The organism is Nocardia sp. NPDC004340 (genome assembly GCF_053602575.1).
The window spans coordinates 12721-27322 of sequence record NZ_JBSGDW010000006.1 but is presented as its reverse complement, the minus strand read 5'-3'; the positions used below and the strand labels follow the sequence as shown (position 1 = coordinate 27322).

17 protein-coding genes are annotated in these 14602 nt (G+C 70.6%); 10 read left to right on the top strand and 7 right to left on the bottom strand.

What is annotated here, in order from left to right:
• The first annotated feature begins 43 nt into the window (after positions 1-43).
• Complete coding sequence (locus tag ACWEOI_RS24070) at positions 44-619, top strand: LmrA/YxaF family transcription factor (RefSeq protein ID WP_433671777.1); 576 nt, start codon at positions 44-46, stop codon at positions 617-619.
• Between the two features lie 3 nt (positions 620-622).
• On the opposite strand, the gene ACWEOI_RS24065 is transcribed toward ACWEOI_RS24070, so the two are convergent.
• The 6 genes from ACWEOI_RS24065 to ACWEOI_RS24040 all read right to left on the bottom strand — a co-directional run bounded on the left by ACWEOI_RS24065 (position 623) and on the right by ACWEOI_RS24040 (position 5702).
• Entirely contained in the window at positions 623-1369 is a 747-nt protein-coding gene (locus ACWEOI_RS24065; protein ID WP_452361084.1) for a short-chain dehydrogenase/reductase, read from the bottom strand.
• A 16-nt stretch (positions 1370-1385) separates the two neighbouring features.
• Complete coding sequence (locus ACWEOI_RS24060; protein ID WP_433671779.1) at positions 1386-2249, bottom strand: SDR family NAD(P)-dependent oxidoreductase; 864 nt, start codon at positions 2247-2249, stop codon at positions 1386-1388.
• Positions 2250-2379: 130 nt separating this feature from the next.
• On the bottom strand, positions 2380-2910 hold the full coding sequence (locus ACWEOI_RS24055; RefSeq protein ID WP_433671780.1) for a helix-turn-helix transcriptional regulator: 531 nt from the start codon (positions 2908-2910) through the stop codon (positions 2380-2382).
• 42 nt (positions 2911-2952) lie between these two features.
• The gene (locus ACWEOI_RS24050; protein WP_452361083.1) at positions 2953-3822 is read right to left on the bottom strand and encodes a ribokinase; all 870 of its coding nucleotides are present in this window, start codon (positions 3820-3822) and stop codon (positions 2953-2955) included.
• A gap of 24 nt (positions 3823-3846) precedes the next feature.
• Positions 3847-4185, bottom strand: a complete 339-nt coding sequence (locus ACWEOI_RS24045) for a GNAT family N-acetyltransferase (protein ID WP_452361082.1) — start codon at positions 4183-4185, stop codon at positions 3847-3849.
• Positions 4182-5702 carry an MFS transporter gene (locus ACWEOI_RS24040; RefSeq protein WP_452361081.1) on the bottom strand — a complete coding sequence of 507 codons (1521 nt, stop codon included), beginning with the start codon at positions 5700-5702 and terminating at the stop codon, positions 4182-4184. Before ACWEOI_RS24040 ends, ACWEOI_RS24045 begins: the two co-directional genes overlap by 4 nt.
• 60 nt (positions 5703-5762) lie before the next feature.
• Between ACWEOI_RS24040 and ACWEOI_RS24035 the strand changes: the two genes are divergently transcribed.
• The 3 genes from ACWEOI_RS24035 to ACWEOI_RS24025 all read left to right on the top strand — a co-directional run bounded on the left by ACWEOI_RS24035 (position 5763) and on the right by ACWEOI_RS24025 (position 9501).
• Positions 5763-7031 carry a glutamate-5-semialdehyde dehydrogenase gene (locus ACWEOI_RS24035; protein ID WP_452361080.1) on the top strand — a complete coding sequence of 423 codons (1269 nt, stop codon included), beginning with the start codon at positions 5763-5765 and terminating at the stop codon, positions 7029-7031.
• 75 nt (positions 7032-7106) lie between these two features.
• Positions 7107-7991, top strand: a complete 885-nt coding sequence (locus ACWEOI_RS24030; RefSeq protein ID WP_379276611.1) for an AAA family ATPase — start codon at positions 7107-7109, stop codon at positions 7989-7991.
• Between the two features lie 88 nt (positions 7992-8079).
• Entirely contained in the window at positions 8080-9501 is a 1422-nt protein-coding gene (locus ACWEOI_RS24025) for a VWA domain-containing protein (RefSeq protein ID WP_433673271.1), read from the top strand.
• 4 nt (positions 9502-9505) lie between these two features.
• Here ACWEOI_RS24025 and ACWEOI_RS24020 read toward each other — a convergent pair whose 3' ends face one another.
• Positions 9506-9919, bottom strand: a complete 414-nt coding sequence (locus ACWEOI_RS24020) for a secondary thiamine-phosphate synthase enzyme YjbQ (RefSeq protein WP_452361079.1) — start codon at positions 9917-9919, stop codon at positions 9506-9508.
• A 70-nt stretch (positions 9920-9989) separates the two neighbouring features.
• On the opposite strand from ACWEOI_RS24020, the gene nadD reads away from it, so the two are divergent.
• The 6 genes from nadD (at position 9990) to ACWEOI_RS23990 (ending at position 14572) form a co-directional block, all read left to right on the top strand.
• Entirely contained in the window at positions 9990-10622 is a 633-nt protein-coding gene (nadD, locus tag ACWEOI_RS24015) for a nicotinate-nucleotide adenylyltransferase (RefSeq protein WP_357090029.1), read from the top strand.
• Between the two features lie 25 nt (positions 10623-10647).
• On the top strand, positions 10648-11076 hold the full coding sequence (rsfS, locus tag ACWEOI_RS24010) for a ribosome silencing factor (protein WP_357090028.1): 429 nt from the start codon (positions 10648-10650) through the stop codon (positions 11074-11076).
• A gap of 5 nt (positions 11077-11081) precedes the next feature.
• Positions 11082-11732, top strand: a complete 651-nt coding sequence (locus ACWEOI_RS24005; RefSeq protein WP_433673272.1) for a histidine phosphatase family protein — start codon at positions 11082-11084, stop codon at positions 11730-11732.
• On the top strand, positions 11722-12522 hold the full coding sequence (gene octT, locus ACWEOI_RS24000; RefSeq protein WP_452361078.1) for a diglucosylglycerate octanoyltransferase: 801 nt from the start codon (positions 11722-11724) through the stop codon (positions 12520-12522). The genes ACWEOI_RS24005 and octT overlap by 11 nt, the downstream gene beginning before the upstream one ends.
• Entirely contained in the window at positions 12519-13361 is an 843-nt protein-coding gene (locus ACWEOI_RS23995) for a DegV family protein (protein WP_433671788.1), read from the top strand. The genes octT and ACWEOI_RS23995 overlap by 4 nt, the downstream gene beginning before the upstream one ends.
• 179 nt (positions 13362-13540) lie before the next feature.
• Positions 13541-14572: a helix-hairpin-helix domain-containing protein gene (locus tag ACWEOI_RS23990; protein WP_433671789.1), complete on the top strand. Its 1032-nt coding sequence runs from the start codon at positions 13541-13543 to the stop codon at positions 14570-14572.
• Positions 14573-14602 lie beyond the last annotated feature (30 nt).

Genomic DNA, 14602 nt, shown 5'->3' with positions numbered 1-14602 from the left:
GACGGTAGTACACCGATCGGTATACAACAAGGAGGAATCGACCATGGGTGCCCGCGACCGCCTCATCGACAGCGCCATCGCCCTGATGCGCTGCAACGGCATCGCCGGAACAGGCATCGCCCAGCTGCTCGAGCACAGCGGCATCTCACGGCGGTCGATCTACCTCAACTTCCCCGGCGGCAAATCCGAACTGATCGCCGAGGCCACCCGCGCCGCCGGGAAGGCCACCAGCGCCCTCATGCGCACCGTCACCGCGAGCACCGACCTCGCCAGCGCCATCGCCGCCTTCCCGGCCATGTGGCGAGAAGTCCTGGTCTCGAGCGATTTCGCCGCCGGCTGCCCGATCACCGCCGCCGCTCTGGGCCGCTCGGAATCCCCCGAGGCCGCCGACGTGGCGGGGGAGACCTTCCAGGAGTGGGAGACCATCCTCGCCACCCGCCTGGAAGCCGAGCAGGTGGAACCGGCCACCGCTCGCGCGCTGGCGACCACCATCATCGCCGCGGTCGAGGGCGCGGTCGTCATGTCGCTGGCGACCCGATCGACCGCACCCCTGGAACGCGTCGGCCGGCAGATGGCCGACCTCGTCGCCCTGCACACGGCGACGACGACGGCCGTCTGAGCGTCAGATCAGGCTCAGGCCACCGTCGATGGTGACGACCGTGCCGGTGGTGTAACCCGACCGGTCCGAAGCGAGAAACGCTGCCATATCGGCGATCTCGCGCGGGTGGGCCGGGCGGCCGAAGGGGAAGTCCGCGGCCATCTCGGCGAAGCGGGCATTGTGCTCGATGAGCGCGGCGATGCGCGCTGTCGCCACCGGACCCGGATTGATGCCGACCACCCGGATGCCGTCGCGCCAGCTGCGACTGCCCAGGGCGCGGGTGAAGGCCATGAGCGCGGCATTGGCGGTGCTGCCCGCGATGTACTCGGCGTCGGGGCGTTCGCCCGCCGCGCCGATCACATTCACGACCACGCCCCGGCCCTGTTCCTTCATGCGGGCGTAGACGAGGCGGCTCAGATTGATGTAGCCGAACACCTTCAGCTCCCACCCGTGCCGCCAGGCCTGCTCGTCGACCGCGGCGAGGGAACCGCCGGGCATGTCCCCGGCATTGTTGATCAGAATGTCCGGCGCGCCGGCGACAGCCGCGAGCCGCTCGATATCGGTGGCCTCGCGCAGATCGGCCGGGTGGGTGTGGACCTCGACGCCGTGCACGGCGCGCAGCCGCTCGGCGAGGTCGTCGAGGCGTTCCTTGCCGCGGGCGGCGAGATGCAGATGGCAGCCTTCGGCGGCCAGTACGCGCGCGGTCTCCGCGCCGATGCCGGCGGACGCGCCGGTGATGAGGGCGGTCCGCCCGGTGAGTCCCAGATCCATGTGCTCGATTCCTGATTCAGTGGGCGGGGGCGGGTTCGATGCCGGACAGGCCGAGGGCACGCTGGAAGACGCTGTCCCGCAGCCGGGCTGGGATGCGGGAAAGCCACACCGCCAGCCGCGCATCGGTTCCCGCGACATAGACGGCTTTGGGCCGCCGGGCCGCGACGGCGCGGACGATGGCGGCGGCCGCGACCTCCGGCGGGGCGTACCGCTGTCCGGCGGCCGCCGTGTCGAAGGCGACGAGCTGGCGTTCGTAGAGTTTCACAGTCCGCGGATCGGCCTGTGCCCGTGCGGATTCGGCGGCGGCGGTGGACTTGGCGAAGATCTCGGTGCGCATGGCCCCGGGCTGCACGATCGACACCGGGATACGCCACGGGGCCAGCTCGACCCGCAGTGACTCCGAATACGACTCCAGCGCGGACTTGCTCGCGCCGATCGGGCCCAGGAACGGGAAGGCGGCCCGGGCGCTGGCCGCGCTGACATTGACGATGCGGCCCCCGCCGGCGCGGAGCAGCGGCAGGAACGCCTGGATGACGCGTACGGGGCCGTGCACATTGACCTCGAACTGGCGATGCCATTCCTCGATGGGCACCAGTTCGACGGGGCCCTGCACGAGTACGCCCGCATTGTTGATCACGGCGTGCAGGCCGTGCCCGTCCTGGGATTTGTCGATGTACTCGGCGGCCGCGGCGACGCTGCCGGGGTCGGTGACGTCGAGGGTGATCTGGGTGATGCCGGGGGCATCGAGCTGGGGCGCCGGTGTGCGGACACCGGCGTAGACGTGAAATCCCTTGGCGGCCAGGGCCTGTGCGCAGGCACGGCCGATGCCGCCGTTCGCGCCGGTCAGCAGGATGGCGCGCACGTTGGTGGGTGCTGTCATGGGAAGCCTCGGATCGAGTCGCGGTTGATTCGCATGTACCCGGGTACGTGAACAAGGGTACATGTCCCAAGGGACATGTCAATGGATACGAGTACCCCTGTCGATGCGAATTCCGGTGTGGTGCGGGTGTTTACCGATCCTCGGCGATCTCGTCGCGCGCCCACTCCGCCCATTCGGCCAGCGCCTCGTAGAGCCGGATCCCCGCCTCGACGGTGATCCGCTTGGACTTGGCGTGCGGGTCGTCGCCGAAATCGCCGCGGTCCTTGGCCAGCGCGAGCTCCCGGTACATGGCCGCGGTGTCGCCGAAGAACTTGGCCTCGCGCTCCAGATGCTCGTCCAGATCGGCGGGGTCCATCAGCCAGGAGAAGAAGGACCGCAGCAGCGGTTCCACCCGCAGCGTGTGGTCGACCTCCTCCTCGACCAGCCAGCGGCGCACCTCGGTCAGGCCCGACTCGGTGATCCGGTACGCCTTGCGGCCCCGCGCGCCCTCGCTGTCGATCTCGATCATCCCGGCCTGGGCCAGCTTGCCCAGTTCGGCGTAGATCTTGGGATGCCGGGCGGGCCACACCGGGCCCAGCGCCTCCTGGAACCGCTGGGCCAGGTCGTACCCGCTGGCCGGGCCCTCCGCCAGCAACCCCAGCAACCCATGCCGCAGCGACATGCCACACCCTTTCGTCGAGCCTCAGCCCATCATCACATTCGGCTATCGAGCGCCGGCCGCCGCGAGTACCGCCTCGACCTCGTCCGCCGCCGGAACCGATGCGCTGGCGCCCAATTTCGTGGTGGCCAGGGCCCCGGCCGCGCAGGCCCAGGCGAGCGCGGCCGCCGGGCCCTCGTGCCAGTGCGCGGCGAGCGCTCCGGTGAAGGTGTCGCCCGCACCGGTGGTGTCCACCACCCGCACCGGAAAACCTGGGTGGGAGAGCGCAAGCCCGCCGGGGCCGCGATAGGACGCGCCCGCACCGCCGAGCGTGGTGACCACGTGCGGGACGTCGCGCAACGCGGACTCCAGGCGCGCGGCCTCGCCCTCGTTGACCACGGCGATATCGACCTCGGCCCAGACTTCGTCCGGAAGGTCGCGCACCGGAGAGGGATTCAACAGCGCCACGGTGCCGTTGGCCCGCGCGTGCCGGGCGGCCGCGAGCACCGTCGGCACCGGAATCTCCAACTGGCACAGCAGCACATCCGCGGCCGCGATCGTCTCCAGATCCGCCGCGCGCAATTCCGTCATCCGCCCGTTGGCCCCCGCCACCACGATGATGGTGTTCTCGCCGCCCGCGTCCACCACGATGGTGGCGATCCCGCACGGTCCGTCCACCTCCCGCAGCCGTGCGATCCCGACCCCGTCCTCCCGCAACACCTTTCGCAGCGCGTCCGCGAACACATCCGACCCGACCGCGCCGACGAACTCGACCTCCGCGCCGGCCCGGCGCGCCGCGATCGCCTGATTCGACCCCTTCCCGCCCGGCACCAGCGCGAACCCGTCCCCGGACACCGTCTCCCCGGCCTCCGGCCGCCGCCCCACGGTCGTCACCAGATCCATATTGATGCTGCCCACCACCGCGATTCGCGCCATGGCCGGGACCCTAGTGCAGCCGGATCAGCCGAGGGCGGATTCGACGGTGGTGACGGCTTCGGGGGTGACCGGGTCGAGGATGTCGTCGAAGTCGTGGTGCTTCTCCACGTACGCCTTCACGAACGGGCAGACGGGGACGATGCGGCGGCCCGCCGCGCGGGTGGCGGTGAGGGCGGCCGAGATCAGCTTGGAGGCCAGGCCCTGACCGGCGTAGGCGTCATCGATCTCGGTGTGGAAGAAGATGCGCTGACGGCCGTGGTCGACATAGGCGGTGAGACCCGCGCGGGTCTCACCGACCTTGATGCCGAAGAACTGGGGGACGGTGTCGGTGGACTGGGTGACGGTCGGTTCGGTGGTGGTCATACGCGCTCGCTTCCGGTGGTCGGGATGTGGTGATCGGGTTCCAGAGGTGGGCTCGCCACCGCGGAGAAGGTACGGCATTCGGGCTCGCACTCGGGCGGGGCGGTGCGCAGGGCGTCGTCGCGGACGGTGAAGAAGGCCAGGGCGGCGGCCGCGAGCATGAGCACGGAGCAGGTCACGATGGCCAGGTGGAAGCCGTGCGCGAAATCGGGCGGGTTGGTGTACGCCGCGCCGGTGAGACCCGCGAGCGGCGGGATGGCGGCGACGCCGAGCAGCCCCGCCGCGCGGGCGACCGCGTTGTTGACGCCGCTGGCCACCCCCGCGTGCCGTTCGTCGGCCGTGGCCAGCACGGTCGCGGTCAGCGGAGCCACCGCCAGGGTCAGGCCGAGGCCGAAAACCAGTGCGGCGGGCAGGACATCGCGCAGATATGAGGTGTGCAGGCCGACCCGGGTCATGAGCAGCATGCCCGCCGCCGCCAGCAGCACGCCTATGGTGATGGGCAGGCGCGGGCCGACGCGCTGGGCGAGCGCGCCGGCCCGGGCCGAGAACAGCAGCATCAGCACGGTCACCGGCAGCATGGCCGTACCCGCGGCGATCGGATTGAACCCGGACACCACCTGCAGGGTCAGCACCAGCAGGAAGAACACCACGCTCATCGCCCCGTACATGACGAAGGTGACCACATTGATCGCGGTGAACTGCTTGGAGGAGAAGATGGTCACCGGCAGCATGGCCGCGGGATCCTCGTCCGGGCGCGAGCGCCGCCGCTCGACGATCACGAACGCCGCACCGGCCGCGACCCCTGCGATCGCGCTGCCCCACACCAGTATTCGGCTCGCATCGTGTTCGGGCGCCATGGTCAGCGCGTAGGTCAGCCCGGCCAGGCACAGCGCGGCCAGCACCGCGCCCAGGACGTCGAACCGCCCGTGCGCGCCGGCATCCCTCGTCTCGGGTACGTGCTTGACCGTCACCGCGATCACCAAGGCGGCCAACGGAATGTTGAGCAGGAACACCCACCGCCATCCGGCCGCCTCCACCAGCCAGCCGCCCAGGAACGGCCCGATGGCTCCGGCCACGCCGCCCAGTCCTGACCAGGCCCCGACCGCCCGCGCCCGTTCCCCGGGCGCGAACGAGGCCTGGATGATGGCCAGCGATCCGGGTGTCAGCAGCGCACCGCCGACGCCCTGCAACGCGCGTGCCGCGATCAGCATCGAAATGTCCTGCGCCGCACCGCACAATGCCGAGGCGACGGCGAACCACACCACCCCGATCAGGAACACCCGCCGCCGCCCGTACCGGTCGCCCAGCGACCCGCCGAGCAGGATCAATCCGGCCAGGGTCAGCGTGTACGCGTTGACGGTCCACTGCAGGCCCGCCATGGACGCGCCGAACTCGTCCCCGATCCGCGGCAGGGCGACATTGACGACGGTCGCGTCCAGCATGGCCATCCCCGAACCGAGGACGGTGGCCAGCAGAACCCATCGGCCGGTGCCCGAGGACAACCGGATGCTCGCGGTCATGGGTCCAAGGTAACAACCTGCCCGTGACCGGCGGCGGAACGCAGTCAGTAATCTGTCGGTATGACTGCTCCCACGACCACCGACCGGGACGCCGTCCGCGAGGCGGTGCACAACTCGGCGCGCCGGGCTCGGGTGGCGTCGCGGACGCTGGCCCAGCTCACCACCGCGCAGAAGGACGCCGCGCTGCACGCCGCGGCCGACGCGCTGCTCGCGGCCGCGGCCGCCGTCCTCGCGGCCAATGCCGAGGACATCGAGATCGCCAAGGCCGGCGGCACCGCCGAATCCCAGCTGGACCGGCTGCGGCTGACCGAGGCCCGGGTCGACGGGATCGCGGCCGGGCTGCGGCAGGTGGCCGCGCTGCCGGACCCGATCGGCGACGTGGTGCGCGGCAAAACGCTGCCCAACGGCCTCGAGATCCGCCAGGTGCGGGTGCCGCTCGGCGTGGTCGGCATGGTGTACGAGGCGCGGCCGAACGTCACGGTCGACGCCTTCGGGCTGGCGCTCAAGTCGGGCAACGCCGCGCTGCTGCGCGGATCGTCCTCGGCCGCGAACTCCAATGCCGCCCTGGTGAAGGTGCTGCGGGAAGCCCTTGAAGCGCAGGGTCTTCCGGCCGACGCCGTGCAACTGCTGCCCTCCGAGGACCGTTCCAGCGTGACCCACCTGATCCAGGCCCGCGGCCTGGTCGACGTGGTGATCCCGCGCGGCGGCGCGGGCCTGATCAACGCCGTGGTGCGCGACGCGCTGGTGCCGACCATCGAGACCGGCACCGGCAACTGCCACGTCTTCGTCCACAAGGACGCGGATCTGGATATGGCCGAGTCCATCCTGATCAATGCCAAGACCCGGCGGCCCTCGGTGTGCAACACCGCCGAGACGGTCCTCATCGACCGGGCCATCGCCGAGGTCGCGGTGCCGCGCATGATCCAGGCACTCGAGGACAAGGGCGTCACCATCCACGGTGACCTGCCGGGCCTGGTGCCCGCCACCGACACCGACTGGGCCGACGAATACCTGTCCCTGGACATCGCTTTGAAGGTCGTCGACGATCTCGACGCCGCGGTCGACCACATCAACGAGTGGGGCACCGGCCACACCGAGGCCATCGTGACCGCCGACCTGAAGGCCGCGCGCGAGTTCAGCGCCCGCGTGGACGCCGCCGCCGTCATGGTCAACGCCTCCACCGCGTTCACCGACGGCGAGCAGTTCGGCTTCGGCGCGGAGATCGGCATCTCGACCCAGAAGCTGCACGCCCGCGGACCCATGGGCCTGCCCGAACTGACGTCCACCAAGTGGATCGTGTGGGGCGACGGGCAAATTCGCCCCGTGTAGGAAAACCCGGCTTCCGCCGGCTGAATTGGGGTCCGGGGGCTTCCCCCGGGACCCCCGAAAGTAGGAGGACCGCCCGTGGCTCCGACCACCGCGCCCACCCAGGAGCCGATCTTCTCGTCGGTCGACGATGTGATCGAGCGGCTGGCCCGCACCGGCTACCTGGCCGACAAGGCCACCGCCACCTCGGTTTTCCTCGCCGACCGGCTCGGCAAGCCACTGCTCATCGAGGGCCCCGCGGGTGTCGGCAAGACCGAGCTGTCCAAGGCCGTCGCCCAGGTCGCGGGCGCGGAACTGGTGCGGTTGCAGTGCTACGAGGGCGTCGACGAGGCGCGGGCGCTCTACGAGTGGAACCACGCCAAGCAGATCCTGCGCATCCAGGCGTCCTCGGAGAACGACTGGGCCGAGACCAAGGCCGACGTCTTCACCGAGGAGTTCCTGCTGGAACGCCCGCTGCTCACCGCCATCCGGCGCGACGAGCCGACGGTGCTGCTCATCGACGAGACCGACAAGGCCGACGTCGAGATCGAGGGCCTGCTGCTCGAGGTGCTCAGCGACTTCACCGTCACCGTGCCGGAACTGGGCACCATCGCGGCGAGCCGCAAGCCGTTCGTGGTGCTCACCTCCAATGCCACCCGCGAGCTGTCCGAGGCGCTCAAGCGGCGCTGCCTGTACCTGCACATCGACTTCCCCGACGAGGAGCTCGAGCGTCGCATCCTGGCCAGCCGGGTGCCGGAGCTCAAGCCCGCCGTCGCGGCGCAGCTGGTGCGGATCGTGCACGTGCTGCGCGGCATGCAGCTCAAGAAGCTGCCCTCGGTCGCGGAATCCATCGACTGGGCGCGCACCCTGCTCGCCCTGGGTGCCAAGGACCTCGACGACAAGACCGTGCGCGCGACCCTCGGCGTGGTGCTCAAGCATCAAGCCGACCATGTGCGCGCCCAGGCCGAGCTGAAGCTGGCCTGACGTCATGGCGGGCACGGGCCGGGAGAACACGCCGCGCGGGCTGGTGTCGGCGGCCATGCGGGCCTTCACCAGCAATGCCACTCCGGCCATGCCGGTGACCACGGTCCCGGGGCCGACGGCCGAGCACGGCCTGCCGGGGCATCTGGTCGGCTTCGTGGAAGCGTTGCGCCGCCGGGGAATTCCGGTCGGTCCGTCCGAAACCGTGGACGCCGGACAGGTTCTCACCGTCCTGGACCTGATGGATCGCGAGGCCCTGCGCGAGGGCCTGGCGTGCGCGCTGCTGCGCCGCACCACCCAGCGCGCCACCTTCGACGGCATGTTCGACCTGTGGTTCCCGGCCGCGCTCGGGGAGCGGATCGGGGCCGAGGGGATCGAGTTGCCGGTCAAGCCCGACGGCTCGGTCGACATCCTCGAACTGCGGAAGATGCTGGCGGAGCTGCTGGTTCAGGACCCCTCCGGCGAGCAGGCGCAGCAGTTGCAGGCGCTGGCCGCGCAGATGGTCGACCAGATGGGCCAGTACCAGGCCGCGGGCGGACCGTCCTTCTCCGCCTATCAGACCCTCAAGGATCTCCAGCCCGAACTGCTGGTGAGCAAGATCCTCGCCGGTCTGGCCCAGGGCATGGACAACTCCGACTTCGACACCGAGGTCGCCCGCCGCGCGGCGCGCCAGCGCATCAAGGGCTTCCGCGGCACCGTGGAGGCCGAGACCCGCCGCCGCGTCGCCGAACGCATCGGCCGCGAACGCGTCGCCACCTACGGCGTGGCCCGTCAGGCCGAGGACGCCGACTTCCTGCGCATCTCCCAGAACGAACTCGACGAACTGCGCCGCGGCAGCCAGCGCCTGGCCCGAGTCCTGGCCTCCCGCTTGGCGGCTCGCCGCCGCCGCTCCCGGCGCGGCGAGATCGACCTGCGCAAGACCATGCGCAAATCCATGTCCACGGGCGGCGTCCCCGTCAACCTGGTCACCCGCAAGCCGCGCCCCGGCCGCCCGGATCTGGTGCTGCTGTGCGACATCTCGGGCTCGGTGGCCGGATTCTCCAGCTTCACCATGCTGCTGGTGAACGCCCTGCGCGAACAGTTCTCCCGGGTCCGCATCTTCGCCTTCGTGGACCGCGTGGACGAGGTGACCGGCCTGTTCGACGCCGCCACCCCGCTCGACCAACTGACCCGCCGCATCTTCGCCGAGGCCGAGGTCGTCGGCATCGAGGGCCACTCCGACTACGGCTCGGCCCTGGAGGGTTTCGCCGAACGCTTCCCCGACGCCGTCACCAGCCGCACCTCGTTGCTCATCCTCGGCGACGCCCGCACCAACTATCGCGACCCCGCGCTCGACACCCTGCGGCAGCTCGTCGAGACCGCCAAACACGCGCACTGGCTCAACCCCGAGGCCGAAAAGATGTGGGGCACAGGCGATTCCGCGGCCAACCGCTACGCCGACATCATCGACATGCACGAATGCCGCTCCGCCCGTCAGCTCACCGCCCTGGTCGGCCGCCTCCTCCCCGTCTAGGAGCTCAGCCGGCCAGGAAGGACAGGCGCACCTGGCGGATCGGGTTGTCGACATTGAGGTCGACCATCGCGATGGACTGCCAGGTGCCCAGGGCCAGTTCGCCGCGGAGGACCGGGACGGTCGCGTAGGGGGCGATCAGGGCGGGCATCACGTGGGAGCGGCCGTGGCCGGGGGAGCCGTGCGCGTGGCGCCAGCGGTCGTCGGCGGGGAGCAGGTCGCGCAGGGCGGCGAGCAGGTCGTCGTCGCTGTGTGCGCCGAGTTCGATCAGTGCGATGCCCGCGGTCGCGTGGGGGACGAAGACGTGCAGCAGGCCGTCGCCGCCGGCGGTCACCTCGTGGAGGAAGGCCGCGCACTGCGGCGTGAGGTCGTGGACGACTTCGCTGCGGCCGGTTTTCACTTCGATGAGGGTGCTCTGCATGACCACCATCGTCCTCCAGGGGGCCGCCGCTGCGCGGTAGGCGGCTCAGCCCCCGGTAAGCTCGCGTTTCGTGCATACGAACGGCCGCCGCAAGCTGGGCGTGATGGGTGGCACCTTCGACCCCATCCACCACGGGCACCTGGTCGCGGCCAGCGAGGTCGCCAACCGGTTCGACCTGGACGAAGTGATCTTCGTCCCGACCGGGCAGCCCTGGCAGAAGGGGGACCGGCCGGTCAGTCCGGCCGAGGACCGCTATCTGATGACGGTCATCGCCACCGCCTCCAACCCGCGGTTCTCGGTCAGTCGCGTGGACGTGGACCGCGGCAAGGAGACCTACACCGTCGACACCCTGCGTGACCTGGCCGAACAGCACCCCGACGCGGATCTGTACTTCATCACCGGAGCGGACGCGCTGGCCAGCATCCTCACATGGCAGGATTGGTCGGAACTGTTCGAGCTGGCGAAATTCGTCGGCGTGACCCGTCCGGGGTACGAATTGAATATCGACCATCTCGCCGATCATCTCCGCGATTTCCCGGAGGGCACGGTCACGATGATCGAGATCCCGGCCCTGGCCATCTCGTCGAGCGAATGCCGGCGACGGGCGGGGGAGGGCCGGCCGGTCTGGTACCTCGTCCCGGACGGGGTCGTCCAATACATATCGAAACGGCACCTGTACGTGTCGCAAGAGCGTGCATTGTGAAAGTGCGCAGGGAAGAGGTAGCAGGGTGACAGCATCGGCAGAAGCGGTCAAGATGGCGACGGTGGCCGCACTGGCCGCCGACGAGAAGCTGGCCGTCGACGTGGTCGTGCTGGATGTCTCCGAGCAGCTGGTCATCACCGACTGCTTCGTCATCGCGTCCGCGCCCAACGAGCGCCAGGTCAACGCGATCGTCGACAATATCGAGGACAAGCTGCGCGACGCCGGATACAAGCCGGTGCGCCGCGAGGGCACCCGCGAGGGCCGCTGGGCGCTGCTCGACTACGTCGAGATCGTGGTGCACGTGCAGCACGAGGACGAGCGCGACTTCTACGGCCTGGAACGACTGTGGAAGGACTGCCCGCAGGTGGCGGTCGAGGGGATCGGCGACCCGCGGACCGCGGCAGCGGACCGGGACGCCACGACAGATGAAGACAAGGCTGGGGACGACGAGTGAGCAAGATGGCCGGCGTCCGCCGGTTGATTCTGCTGCGGCACGGACAGACCGAATGGAATGCCACCGACCGCATGCAGGGCCAGACCGATACCGAACTCAGTGACATCGGCCGGCGCCAGGCCAAGGACTGTGCCCCCGATATGGCGACCAACGACCTGATCGCCATCGTCTCCTCCGATCTCAAGCGCGCCCACGACACCGCGCTGGCCGTCGCCGAATGCGCCGCCATGCCGGTCGTCACCGACCCGCGCCTGCGCGAGACCAACCTCGGCGACTGGGAGGGCATGGACCACCGCCAGGTCGACGCCCAGTTCCCCGGCGCGCGCAAGGCGTGGCGGCTCGACGCCCGCTTCACCCCGCCCGGCGGCGAATCCAAGCTCGAGGTCGGCGCGCGTTCGCTGCCCGTGGTGCAGGAACTCTTCGCCACCCGCGAGGACTGGCCCGGCCGCAGCGTCATGCTGGTCGCGCACGGCGGGCTCATCGCGGCCCTCACCGCGGCCCTGCTGGAACTGCCCGAGTCCAGCTGGCCCGCCCTGGGCGGCCTCGCCAACACCAGCTGGGTGCAGCTGACCAGCCACGGCCCCGGCATCGACCGGCCCGGCTGGCGACTGGACGTGTGGAACGCGGTCGCCAAGGCGGCTCCCGATGGCCTCTGACAACGGTGCCGACCGGCCGACGAGCGCCGCGGCAGCCGACGATTCGGTGATCGAGACCGCGCCGCAGCGCAAGGTGCTGGTCGTGGTCGCGGACTCGCTGTCCTACTTCGGCCCCAAAGGCGGTCTGCCCGCGGATCATCCGCGCATCTGGCCCAATCTCGTTGCCGCCGAACTCGACTGGGATGTCGAACTGGTCGCGCGCATCGGGTGGACCTGCCGGGACGCCTACTGGGCGCTGATCGGCGATCCGCGCGTGTGGGCCGCCGTGCCGAACGCCGGGGCGGTCGTGTTCGCCACCGGCGGTATGGATTCGCTGCCCTCGCCGCTACCCACCGCGCTGCGCGAGCTCATCCGCTACACGCGTCCGGCGGGCCTGCGCCGCCGGGTGCGCGAGGCCTACAACTGGCTGCAGCCGCGGCTGTCCCCGCTGGGCTGGCCGGTGGCGTTGCCGCCCAAGGTCAGCGTGGACTACCTGGAGCAGTCGCGGAACTCGCTGGCGCAGTTGCGGCCCGAGCTGCCGTTCGTGGCGGTGCTGCCGTCGGTGCACAAGTGTGAGGCCTACGCCGAGGTGCACACCGGCCGCGAACCCATGGTGCGGGCCGTGACCGAGTGGGCCGCCGAACACGACGTACCGCTGGTGGACCTCGGGGAAGCCGTGCGCGACAACGTGTTCAACGGCCCCGCCAACCCCGACGGTATCCATTGGGGCTGGGAGGGCCACACCGCGGTCGCGCGGGCCATGGTCAAGGTGCTGACCGAGGTGACGACCGACGAGGTACAACCTGCATGACCGTGGTGGTGGTGACCGACTCGTCGGCCAGTCTCCCGGCCGAACTCGCCGCCGACCTGGGGGTGCTGGCGGTGCCGTTGCACGTGCTGGTCGACGACCGCGAGATGCGCGAGGGCGTCGACGAGTGCGAGATCGACTACGGGTCCTCGCAGGTCACCACCTCCGCCGCCTCGCCGGGTGAGCTGCGCGCGGTCTACGAGCGCGCGCTGGAACTGAGCGACGGCGACGGCGTCGTGGCCGTGCACATCTCGCGGCAGCTGTCGGGCACCTGGGAAGCCGGACGGCAGGCGGTGCGCGATATGGACGCCGCCCACCGCATCCGGCTGGTGGATTCGCTCAGCGCCGGGCTCGGCACCGGCCTGCCCGTGCTCGCGGCCGCCCGCCGCGCCCGCTCGGGCGAACCCCTCGACGTGGTCTACGACTCGGCGGTCGCGGCCGCCAGCCGCGGGCGGGCGTTCATCGTGGTCAACCGGACCGAGCAGTTGCGCCGCGGCGGCCGATTGACCTCCGCCGCCGCCTTCTTCGGCTCCGAACTGGTGACCAAGCCGATCCTGCAGATCGTCGACGGCCGCCTGGAACTCCGCGAGAAGGCCCGCACCCGGTCGAAGGCGTTCACCAAACTCGTCGCCGCCGCGGTCGACGCGGCCGGCGAGGACGGCGCGGCGGTCGCCGTCCAGCACCTCGGCGCGGAGGACGCCGCCTCCACCATCGCGACTCAACTCCAATCCCTCATCCCCGGCATCCGCGAGGTGATCATCTCCGAGTTCGGGCCGACCCTGGGCGTCCACCTGGGCGTGGGAGCCGTCGGCGCGCTGGTCGTCCCGGGCGGCTGCGGCTGACAGAGTCCCCGCTCACCGCGGGGACTACCGGTCGGCCAGCGTCACCGGCTGGGGTGGGATGACGCGGCGGCCAGTGCTGGAAATCTGCTTGTCCACAATGGATTTCTGTATCCACAGCCCGACGAAAACGCCAGGTCGCGGTCCCAGCTCGAGCGGCCCCGGCTCCTACCGTGAGCCCCATGCCGCAACTCGACGAACGCACTCCACTTCAGCGCCTCACCGATCGCCCGGACAGCGAACCCCGTCCGAGCCCAACGGAATTCACCCCCGGCCGCCCGCACCCGTCCCGCTGGGACGAGGAATCGCTCGACGACCTTCGAGACCCCGACTCCGCCCCTCCCGCCTGGCTCTCCGAGCCGTGCGGTCCTGTCTCCCTCTGGCACGAACGCCTGGTCCCCGAACGCTTCCGCGGCACCCGCTGGGACCCGGGCCCGCGGGGTGTCCTCGTCCTCGCCGCCCTGGCCGTGTTCGCCATCCTTCTCGCCGCCTACGTGTCCCTGCGGGAAACCCCTGTCTCCCAACCGGTCCCACCCATCGCGCCCCTCAGTGACACCGCACCGGCCGGCCAGGATCCGCCCGCCATCGCCGCGACCGAACCCGTCGCGTCAGCAGGCGCTGCGCCGCGGCCGGCCGTTCCCGCACCGGTCGCGTCAGGTCCCGCCGTCCCGCCATCGGGTCGGAATCCGATCGTCGCCACCGCCGTTCCGACGCCGGGCGGGACCGCCGCGTCGTCGGAGCTGGTTGTCAGCGTCATCGGTCTGGTCGAGCACGGTGGTCTCCGTCGATTGCAGCCCGGAGCCCGGGTGGCCGATGCCCTGCGTGCCGCCGTCCCGCGACCCGAGGCGGACCTGTCGACCCTCAACCTCGCCCAGCAGCTCACCGACGGCGACCAGATCGTCGTCGCTCGTGCGACACCACGCACAACCCCCACCAGGGTCGGGAGCACGATCGTGAATTCCGTTCACTCCACCGCCGATTCGCCCGTCGCTACCGGACCTCCCCGTTCGACCGCCGCGGCCGCGAAGGTGAACCTCAACACCGCCACCGAATCCGAACTCGACACCCTTCCCGGCGTCGGACCGGTCACCGCGAAAGCGATCCTCACCTGGCGGGCCCGCCACGGCCGCTTCACCTCCGTCGACCAGCTCGCCGAAATCGACGGGATCGGGCACTCCCGGCTCAACCGCCTCCGCGACCGGGTCACCACATGAGCGCCGTGAGATGCGCTGCCGTGCCGCGGA